The 9251-nt window shown below is 54.8% G+C and carries 10 protein-coding genes and 3 pseudogenes; 2 read left to right on the top strand and 11 right to left on the bottom strand.

Annotated elements, in window-relative coordinates:
* The 7 genes and pseudogenes from DD606_RS12765 to DD606_RS26440 form a co-directional block, all read right to left on the bottom strand.
* A pseudogene (locus DD606_RS12765) lies at positions 1-254 on the bottom strand (voltage-gated ClC-type chloride channel ClcB); the annotation flags it as partial.
* A gap of 105 nt (positions 255-359) precedes the next feature.
* On the bottom strand, positions 360-1508 hold the full coding sequence (gene osmV, locus DD606_RS12760; protein WP_003857446.1) for an osmoprotectant ABC transporter ATP-binding protein OsmV: 1149 nt from the start codon (positions 1506-1508) through the stop codon (positions 360-362).
* A complete protein-coding gene (gene osmW / locus DD606_RS12755) occupies positions 1508-2155 on the bottom strand; it encodes an osmoprotectant ABC transporter permease OsmW (protein WP_129258730.1) in 648 nt (215 codons plus the stop codon). The genes osmV and osmW overlap by 1 nt, the downstream gene beginning before the upstream one ends.
* A gap of 8 nt (positions 2156-2163) precedes the next feature.
* Entirely contained in the window at positions 2164-3063 is a 900-nt protein-coding gene (gene osmX, locus DD606_RS12750; protein WP_129258728.1) for an osmoprotectant ABC transporter substrate-binding protein OsmX, read from the bottom strand.
* A gap of 18 nt (positions 3064-3081) precedes the next feature.
* The gene (gene osmY / locus DD606_RS12745; RefSeq protein ID WP_003857442.1) at positions 3082-3792 is read right to left on the bottom strand and encodes an osmoprotectant ABC transporter permease OsmY; all 711 of its coding nucleotides are present in this window, start codon (positions 3790-3792) and stop codon (positions 3082-3084) included.
* 250 nt (positions 3793-4042) lie between these two features.
* Positions 4043-4792, bottom strand: a complete 750-nt coding sequence (locus DD606_RS12740; RefSeq protein WP_023314061.1) for a YoaK family protein — start codon at positions 4790-4792, stop codon at positions 4043-4045.
* A gap of 257 nt (positions 4793-5049) precedes the next feature.
* Positions 5050-5199 (bottom strand): annotated as a pseudogene (locus tag DD606_RS26440) (alpha/beta hydrolase); the annotation flags it as partial.
* A gap of 133 nt (positions 5200-5332) precedes the next feature.
* On the opposite strand from DD606_RS26440, the pseudogene DD606_RS12730 reads away from it, so the two are divergent.
* Together DD606_RS12730 and catA are read left to right on the top strand one after the other, a co-directional pair.
* Positions 5333-5751, top strand: a pseudogene (locus tag DD606_RS12730) (LysR substrate-binding domain-containing protein); the annotation flags it as partial.
* A gap of 85 nt (positions 5752-5836) precedes the next feature.
* Complete coding sequence (gene catA / locus DD606_RS12725) at positions 5837-6514, top strand: type A chloramphenicol O-acetyltransferase (protein WP_003857438.1); 678 nt, start codon at positions 5837-5839, stop codon at positions 6512-6514.
* 175 nt (positions 6515-6689) lie between these two features.
* Here catA and DD606_RS12720 read toward each other — a convergent pair whose 3' ends face one another.
* From DD606_RS12720 to DD606_RS12705, 4 genes are all read right to left on the bottom strand, one after another.
* On the bottom strand, positions 6690-7001 hold the full coding sequence (locus tag DD606_RS12720) for a YebG family protein (RefSeq protein WP_003857437.1): 312 nt from the start codon (positions 6999-7001) through the stop codon (positions 6690-6692).
* Between the two features lie 110 nt (positions 7002-7111).
* The gene (gene dmsD, locus DD606_RS12715; RefSeq protein ID WP_015570619.1) at positions 7112-7726 is read right to left on the bottom strand and encodes a Tat proofreading chaperone DmsD; all 615 of its coding nucleotides are present in this window, start codon (positions 7724-7726) and stop codon (positions 7112-7114) included.
* Between the two features lie 44 nt (positions 7727-7770).
* Positions 7771-8625, bottom strand: coding sequence for a dimethyl sulfoxide reductase anchor subunit family protein (locus DD606_RS12710; protein ID WP_048243995.1), 855 nt, complete (start codon positions 8623-8625; stop codon positions 7771-7773).
* 1 nt (position 8626) lies between these two features.
* Entirely contained in the window at positions 8627-9244 is a 618-nt protein-coding gene (locus DD606_RS12705; protein ID WP_023314068.1) for a DMSO/selenate family reductase complex B subunit, read from the bottom strand.
* Between the last annotated feature and the right edge of the window lie 7 nt (positions 9245-9251).

The raw sequence follows: 9251 nt of genomic DNA, 5'->3' as shown, positions 1-9251 counted from the left end.
CGCTGCCATCCCCACAGTAGCACTCCCGCGGCCAGACCACCTAGCGCAGGCGTCAGCGCCCGCCGCCAGGGCGATAACGCGGCTGCGGCGTTCACCAGACTTCCGCTTTCGTTGCTGAGAAATAGCCACTCCAGCAGATACATGCTGTGGCGGAACACCGCAACGGCCAGCGCCGCCAGCACGCCGGTGACGGTAGCAATCAGGAGACGGCGAAACATCGCGCGGATGTCGGGGTAAGCGTGAAGACGTTGCATGAAGTCGTGATTTAACGGGGACGATACAATATTGTGGCGGGAAATCGGGAGGTTAGCAAAAGGTATGCGTGCGGAAAATGGCCGGGCAGTACCCGGCCTGAATGCTTAACTTTCGCTATGAATATTTAATGCCCGGCGCGTACGCCCTGAACTCAAATACTCCGCAATATAATCCTGGGATATCTCGCCGTTATAGCGTCCGTCCTCGTCCACAATCGGCATCCAGCTGGTGTTGCTCTCATACAGGCGAGAAAGCACCACGCGCAGGTTATCCTCGGCCTTACCGGTCATACGGAACGGATGCAGAATATCCCCGCAGCTGCCGCTGGCGTTACGCGCTTCGCGGCGCTTCACAAAGCCGAGCGGTTTGCCGTGCTCATCAACCACGGTAATGGCGCGAATATCGTTGTCATCCATGGTGGCGAAGGCCTCCGGCAGCGGCGTCGATTCGCGTACCGTAATGGTAGGCTGCTGGTCGGTGACGTCGCCCGCCGATACCAGCAGCAGGCGTTTCAACGTCCGGTCCTGACCAACAAACGAGCCAACAAACTCATTCGCCGGTTTCGCCAGCAGCTCGTCCGGGCTGGCGCACTGCACGATACGTCCCTGACGGAAGACGGCAATACGGTCGCCCAGCTTCAGCGCTTCGTCAATATCGTGGCTCACCAGCATCACGGTCTTTTTCAGCTTGCGCTGCATCTCCAGGAATTGGTTCTGGATCACCTCACGGTTGATCGGGTCGACCGCGCCGAACGGTTCATCCATCAGCAGGACCGGAGGATCGGCTGCCAGCGCGCGGATGACGCCGATGCGCTGCTGCTGGCCGCCGGACATTTCACGCGGATAGCGGTGAAGGAATTTATGCGGATCCATTGCCACCATATCCATCAGCTCCTCGGCACGGGATTTACAGCGCGCTTTGTCCCAGCCCAGCATGCGCGGCACGACGGTAATGTTCTCTTCGATGGTCATGTTCGGGAACAGGCCAATCTGCTGGATCACGTAGCCAATGTTGCGGCGCAGGGTCACGGTGTCCATTCCGCTGGTGTCTTCGCCGTTAATCAGGATTGTCCCGCTACTTGGCGTAATGAGACGGTTGATCATCTTCAGGGTAGTGGTTTTCCCGCAGCCGGACGGGCCGAGCAGCACGCACATTTCCCCTTCAGGCACGTTCAGGTTGACGTTGTCGACGGCCTTAAACGTCTGGCCGTGTTTCTGTGAAAATTGTTTGGTGAGGTTTTCCAGTTTTATCATTATCGAATCCCCTTCGGAGTCAGTACCACCTGCAAACGGTGCAGCAACCAGTCGAGCACAATCGCTAAAAGACAAATCATCAGCGCGCCCGCAATCAACATACGAATATCACTCCCGCCAATACCGTTAAGCAGCATCAGGCCCAGACCGCCCGCGCCAATCACGGCGGCAATCGCCATGACGCCAATGTTCATCACCACGGCGGTGCGGATGCCGCCAAAAATCACCGGCAGCGCCATCGGGATCTCCACCCAGCGCAGACGCTGCCAGAAGGTCATGCCGATACCGCGTCCCGCTTCTCGCAGGCCCGGCGGCAGGCTGTCGAGCGCCGTGTGGGTGTTACGCACAATCGGCAGCAGCGAATAGAGGAACACCGCCGTAATCGCGGGCAGGGCGCCAATGCCCTGACCGATCAGCGAAAAGAGCGGGATCATCAGGCCGAAAAGCGCAATTGACGGGATGGTGAGCACAATGGTGGCGATCCCCAGCACCGGCGTTGCCAGCCATTTATGGCGGACAATTAAAATGCCCAGCGGCACGCCAATAATAATCGCCAGGCCGACGGCGAGTGCCACCAGCCACAGGTGTTGCAGCGTCAGGGTTAAGAGATAGTCCCAGTTGTCGAGAATATAGTGAATCGTCTCCATAGCGCCTCCTACAGCAACTGTTTGCTACGCAGGAAATCACGGGCGACCTGCTGCGGTGACTGATGGTCGATATCCACCTTCTTATTCAGGTCGGTGATAACGTCGTTATTGAGCTGGGCTGAGAGGGTGTTCAGCGCCTCCTCCAGCCCCGGGTTAGCCTCCAGCGTGTCTTTTCGAACAACTGGCGTCACGGCGTAACTCGGGAAGAAGCCTTTATCGTCTTCCAGCACTTTAAGATCGAAGCCCTTTACGCGCCCGTCGGTGGTGTAGATCAGCCCCGCATCGACAAACCCGTCGCGCACCGCGTTATAGACCAGGCCCGGATCCATCTGGCGGATCTGCGGGCGGTCCAGCTCCATCTTGTAGGCCGCCTGCAACGGTTTCATCCCGTCGCTGCGTCCGGCAAATTCCAGGTCAAGGCCCAGCAGCCAGTTGTTATCCGGATCGGTTTTACGGATCTGCTCAATCTTTGCCACCATCTCAGACATGGTATTGATATGTTCAGCCTCGGCGCGCTTGCGCTGCATGGCAAAGGCATAGGTATTGTTCATATCGGCAGGTTTAAGCCACACCAGACCGTGCTTCGCGTCGAGGCGTTTCACCGTCTGGTATGACTCCTGCGGCGACATGCGTTTGTTGATGTGGTTGAAGATGATCAACGACGTGCCGGTGTACTCCCAGGTCATATCAATCTGCTTGTTGATCATCGCGTTACGGGAAATCACCGTTGCAATATTGGTCTGCGGCTGCACCTGAAACCCTTTCTTTTGCAGATACTGCACGGTCATGGCCGAGAGAATGTGCTGCTCGGTAAAGCTCTTGGTTGCCAGGATCAGCGGCGCGGCGAGCGCCTGGCTGGTGAAGAGCGCGGCGGCGCATAGCGCCGTCAGGCCGGAAAACAGTCTCATAGAAGCTCCTTGTTATAATTATCGCGCGAGATGCGGGCTCAGTAGTCGACCCAGTGCCGCCAGCAGCGTATCCAGAATCAGGGCGAACAGGGCGGTGGCCGCCGCGCCCAGGATCAGCGTCGGAAAGTCATTCAGATAGATCCCAGGGAAAATCAGCTCGCCGTAGCTGCTGGCGCCAATCAGGAATGCCAGCGGTGCGGTACCGACGTTAATCGCAGTGGCAATGCGAATACCAGAAAGCATCACCGGCCACGCGTTAGGGATCTCAACCTGACGCAGGCGCTGCCATTTGGTCATGCCGATACCGTTTGCCGCTTCCAGCAACGACGCGGGAACAGAGCACAGCCCGGCATAGGTGTTACGCACAATCGGCAGCAGAGAGGCCAGAAAGAGGGCGATAATGGCCGGTTTATCACCGATGCCAATCACCACCATCGCCAGCGCCAGAACGGCCAGCGGCGGCAGGGTGTTACCCACGTTAAAGATTTGCATCACATATTCGGCGATACCACGCGCGGCTGGACGGCTCAGCAAAATACCGCTTGGAATGCCCACCAGCAGGGCAAAGAACATTGATGAAAAGACCAGAATCAGGTGCTGTTGACCGAGGTAGATCAGGTCAACCTGGCGCGCCTTAATCGTCTCCAGTCCAATTCCCCAGGTGAGGAGAGCGAGAACCACGATAATCGCGCCGACAAAAAGCAGCGAACGTTTAAGTAATGGGTGCATTGCGGTGTGTCTCCCTGTGCGCATGCGTTATAGCAACCACCGGTTGCCTGTTGTTATGCCATGTTTCGGCAGGGGTACTTCACCTATAGCAAGCGAAACGGAAGGGTTCCAGCGAAGGGGGTAAAACAGTAACCCTATGAAATTAGTGACAACCTGGGTGAAGCCTTATGGCATAAGGGCTGTCAGTGGGCAGGCAGAATAGTCTTAAAGAAGCACGCCTTACGTGACAATGTCACGTAAGGCGTGCTGATTAAACCTGTCGACTAAGCGCGGCGCGCACTTTTCGTACCCGCCACGAGATGCGGACGATAGAGAAGGCGGCGACGACTACCAGCATCAGGCCCAGCGCCAGCATCGCGTGGAATCCAAACTCTCTGAACAGGATCAGCCCCGCGATACCTCCGCTGATAAAGGAGAAAAGGGTAGTTAAATGGGTTTTGAGCTGACTCTTTTGCGCGGCCGTATCTTTGGAATAATCCCGGCGCATCATGGCGACCATAACGGAGGCCAGCGAAATGCCCGCATCGGTCAGCGTGCCGGTGATGTGTGTGGATCTTACCCGTCCACCGGATAGCTGAGTGGAGGTGGAATTATGAATTCCCATCAACCCGCACAGGAAAATAATAATCTCCTGATTCGTGGCAAAGGAGTGAAAATACATTTCGTACAGGGATACCCCTGCCAGTAATAGCCCTTCAACAAACAGAACCTGGCTGAATACCAGCCTGATGTTATGGATAATCCCCCAGATAACAATAATCCGCGCAGCGATGGCACCTGAGACAAACGAAAGAATAATGGCGCCGAAGAAAAGAATATCGCTGAGATCGGTGGAGGAAACTTCGCTGGATAGCTGCGAGGTATTGCCCGTCATATGCGAGGGAAAAAAGCCGAATGCGCCCAGCGCAATGGCATTCAGCAGTCCCGCGGAGGTCGCCAGCCAGAGGGCAAGACGACGATCCTCCTGATGCGTTCGTTCTTTCTTTAATTTAATCAGCAAAGAATACCTCCGGTTTGAGCTTTGCCTGAACGCTCAAGCTAACAAAGCGATGTCGCTGGCTGACCAGGATATTGCTTAATTATTATTTCAACGGGAGGAGTGCGAGGTTTTGTAATTAAATAAAATAACCTTGTTAATATAATGCTTTATTGCTGATGACGCGAGCAGACTGGCGGGCATAAATACCGGCCCAGTATGCATACTCGCTGGAGCGGGATGGGATTTGATTCAGTGTAGACATAGGTGTAATTCACAACGACGAGAAGAGAAGCCAGCATCTGGTCGCCGCTGTTCCTGGGAATGTACAGATCGCCAGCCAGGGTGATCCCGTATCGGTACTCGAACGTCACCTTGCGGTGGTCGACTTTATCGCTCTCGGCGAAGGTCTTATCTCAGGTTGTCACCATCGAAACGCGGGCGTCAGGATTTCGTGTTTCTTACTAATACATTGTTTTAACTCAACTTAATGATGCGCATAGCAGCACAGCGGACAGTTTGGGTGAATGTTTTCATTCGACGCTGGCGTCCGGCTGGGGCCGGATGATTGCCGTGCGCATCACGCCCGATATGGAGATGACTGTGTTGACGCCCTGGCGCATTTTCGGCGCTATGGTTTCCCGCAGACGCCCGCCGATCTGGATGCTCATCCCTGCATTGCCTACCAGTTCGCCGACGGTAACCACTATCAATGGGAGCTTGTGCAGGATGGGAAGCGAGTGACTCACCGCCCGGAGGGGCAATGGGCCTTTTCCGACAGCTACATGGAGGCCGAAACGGCCCGGCTGGGACTCGGGCTGGCCTATGTCCCGGTTGAGCTGGTGGCTGACGATCTGGAGCGTGGCACGCTTATACGCGTCTTACAGCGCTACAGCCTGCGGATGGACGGACTGTACCTCTATTATCCACACCGCAACGTATCCCCGGCGCTGAGAGCGGTGATTGATACGCTGAAAATTTAGGGTGCCTCTTCGCTACGGTCTATACAGCCCCTGCGTTTGTGATACGCTACTATTTTATATAGCGCAGCTCAACTAAGGCTCTGAAATGACAAAAATAATGCCAGAATATACGGTAGTTGACTTATCACGTTGGGCAAGAAAGGAACACTTTGAAGTATTTCAGGGCTTTGCTCAATCTACATTTAACCAAACGGTTCAGCTGGACATTACCGTACTGCTAAAGCATATCAAAGAGGTTGGCTGGAAATTTTATCCTGCGATTATTTCCCTTATTTCTCACGTCGTAAACCGGCATCCGGAATTCCGTATGGCCATGAAGGATGATGAGCTTGTAATATGGAATGAGGTTCATCCAAGCTATACCCTTTTCCATAAAGAAACGGAGACATTTTCATCGTTATGGAGTCATTACGATGGAAATATTCACCATTTTCAGCGCGTTTATGCAGAAGATGTTGCCCGCTATGGCAATATCCTTGCTTACTGGCCTAAGGAAGAGTCCCGGGAGAATATATTTTTCATATCTGATATTCCGTGGGTCAGTTTTAGCAGTTTTAACGTCAACGTCGCTAACATGCGGAATTTTTTTGCGCCCATGTTCACGTTTGGAAAATACTATAACCAGGATGAAAAAGTCTTGTTGCCTTTCGCCGTTCAGGTCCATCATTCTGTTTGTGATGGCTTCCATGTAGCCAGGATGATCAACGAGTTGCAAGAGTTATGTGATAATTTACCACACCATTCAGAGGCGCCGAACGTGTGATTCACGTGTTTTTAACATACGTCTGACGAGAGGAAATGCTGTAACCAAATTTTACGCCAGAACAGATTAAAATGTTCAATCGCATTGTTTTCGAGAAGATCGACATAATGCATGATTAAGCCGCGAGCCGTTTCCGGCCCGCGGCGGCATGACAGGTGATGAGTCGTTCTGACGATCAGGCGGCTTTGACGGCCCGGATTTTTTTGCTGCTATCCGCATCTGATGCTGTTTTATCCGTTGCAGCATTGCGCTCGGGAAGCTTGCTGGTACGCAGGATATGCTGCACGGACTCTTTCTGCTCGGCAAGATACAGACCAAGGTTTTCCGCCTGCGTTTCATCCATCTGCATTCCGCTTTGCAACAGCCAGTCGGTAAACGCTTCTGCCATATCGAGCAGTTTGTCGTGAGCGTCAGCCTCTTTCTTACTGGCAAATGTCATTTTTTCTTCACCTTTTCTTACGACAACAAATTTTGTTTCAACAGCCATTGTGCACCCCCCGTATACTGTAATTATATACAGTATAGCAGTTGTGACGTTGTGTTGCAGCAAAAATGTGCGAGCCTGGCCTGCACAACGGGTGGACAAGCCAGGTGCTGTTATCGGTACAGCGTTTTTTCGGCAATCGGGATCAGCAAAGTGGACTGCCATTCCGCCAGCGTCAGCTGGGCAAGTTTACCCAGCGCGGTGTAGAACGGATGGGCCGCGTTTTCAACGAATACGCTAAGGAAACGCGTGCTCCATGGCAGCAGATGCCAGGCAAGAAGCTGGTCGCGTTCTGTTTCGCGACCGTTCTCGGCAAGCCATGCCGCCAGCATCAGCAACGTTCCGAAATGATCTTCAGGCTCATTCTGCTGCATCTCAAAGGCGATATGGTTTTCACGCATCCACTGACGCAACGCGAGGGTCGAATCGCCAAACAGCACTGACTCGCGATCAAGCCAGACCGAGCCCCACGGGGGGGCGGGCAGGGCATACGGGCCAATAAACAGACGCTGCCAGGCGTCTTTCAACGCTTCATCCGATGGGGTCTTAAACATACTGGCGACAGGCAGCAGGTTTTCCTCCGCCAGCGGCCAGTCCTGAACCCAGTCACCTGCGGTCAGGGCACTCACCAGCGGCGCGGTCTGCTCGCTGTCTGGGGCGAAATAAAACAGCGCGCCCAGTACCCGGGCGCTGAACGCGAACGATTCGCGGTGTGAGACATCATTCATTACAACTTTCCTTACTTGCGCGCGGGTAGCCCCGCGCACCTGTGTTAACCTGCAATTGCTAACCCTGCGGTCATATGCAGACCATAAAATAGCCCACGGCCAATCAGTTCACCCAGCACCACCAGAACGACACCTGCAAACAGGCCGAGCGTTTTTTGCTCCTGACGACGAATAAGCGGGCAGATCCAGCAGCCTAAACCCGCCGCCAGCAACGCGATGCGCCACACCTGAAGCGAGCCATAATCTGGCAGCAGGGCGCTGGCCTGCTGGATGGAACTCTGTATCGTCCCCAGCGTATTGCTTTGCAACACGACGACCGCCACGCAGACGATAATTGCCAGTACGCTGACAGACGCGGCAAGAGTACCTTTGAATGTCACGTTTGCGATGCGTAGCAGCAGCGCGGCCAGCAGAGGACCAGCAAGGACCATCGTCAGGAAGAAGCTCAGCGTGGTGTAACCCGTATACCAGGTCGGGACAGTCTCTATCTGATAGACCCGGGTCATCGCCCAGACAAAAACGATACCCAGAAGCTGGCTGACAACCAGCCAGATTTTGCCCAAAGCTGGAGGCATTTTACCGATAACCGACACCAGCCACCAGAAACCGCCCACGGCAAAGAAGATCGAACCCGCCGCGATCTCATTACTCAGCGCTGACGCGCCCACGCGGTTAAGCGAGTTGAAGGCACGCAGCGGGGAGCCAAGATGCAGCACCGAAGCCATAAACCCAATACCCATTACCAGCCAGAGAAAAAACAGGCTGCGCACGATGCGCATTCTGGCCTTGTCATCATTTTCCTTAAGCCAGACGAAGCCCATCACGATTAACGCGCCGGCCACGCACTGCCCGAAAACGGTGAAGATCACCAGCGGCCATTCATGCCATCCACTTCCCATCTCACACCTCCTTCGGGTTTGCCAGGTAGCCGGTGGTGTCACCCGTCGGACGGCTGTTGGCGTTAGGTTTAATCACAATACTCGGCTTTGTGAAGTGCGCAGACGGCAGCGGCGCGACGGCAGCAAGCTGGCCGTGTTTTTTGCGCAGCTCCTCAATCGGGCCAAAGTCCAGCGCGCGCAGCGGGCAGGATTCGACGCAGATAGGCTTTTTGCCGTCCGCCACCCGGCTGTGGCAGCCGTCGCACTTGGTCATGTGGCCTTGGGCGGCATTGTACTGCGGCGCGCCGTACGGGCAGGCCATGTGGCAGTAGCGACAGCCGATGCAGACATCCTCGTCCACCACCACAAAACCGTCGTCGCGCTTGTGCATTGCCCCGCTCGGGCAGACCTTGGTGCAGGCCGGATCTTCGCAGTGGTTGCAGGCAATCGACAGGTAATAGGCGAAAACATTCTGATGCCAGACGCCGTTATCCTCCTGCCAGTCGCCGCCCGCGTATTCATAAATACGACGGAAGCTAACGTCCGGGGTCAGATCTTTGTAATCCTTGCAGGCCAGCTCGCAGGTTTTGCACCCGGTGCAGCGGCTGGAATCAATAAAAAATCCATACTGGGTTGTCATCGGTTAA

The sequence above is a fragment of the Enterobacter cloacae complex sp. GF14B genome (assembly GCF_004136805.1).
In the GTDB taxonomy this organism is placed as follows: Bacteria; Pseudomonadota; Gammaproteobacteria; order Enterobacterales; family Enterobacteriaceae; genus Enterobacter; species Enterobacter hormaechei_C.
This window is presented reverse-complemented; position numbering and strand designations above follow the sequence as displayed.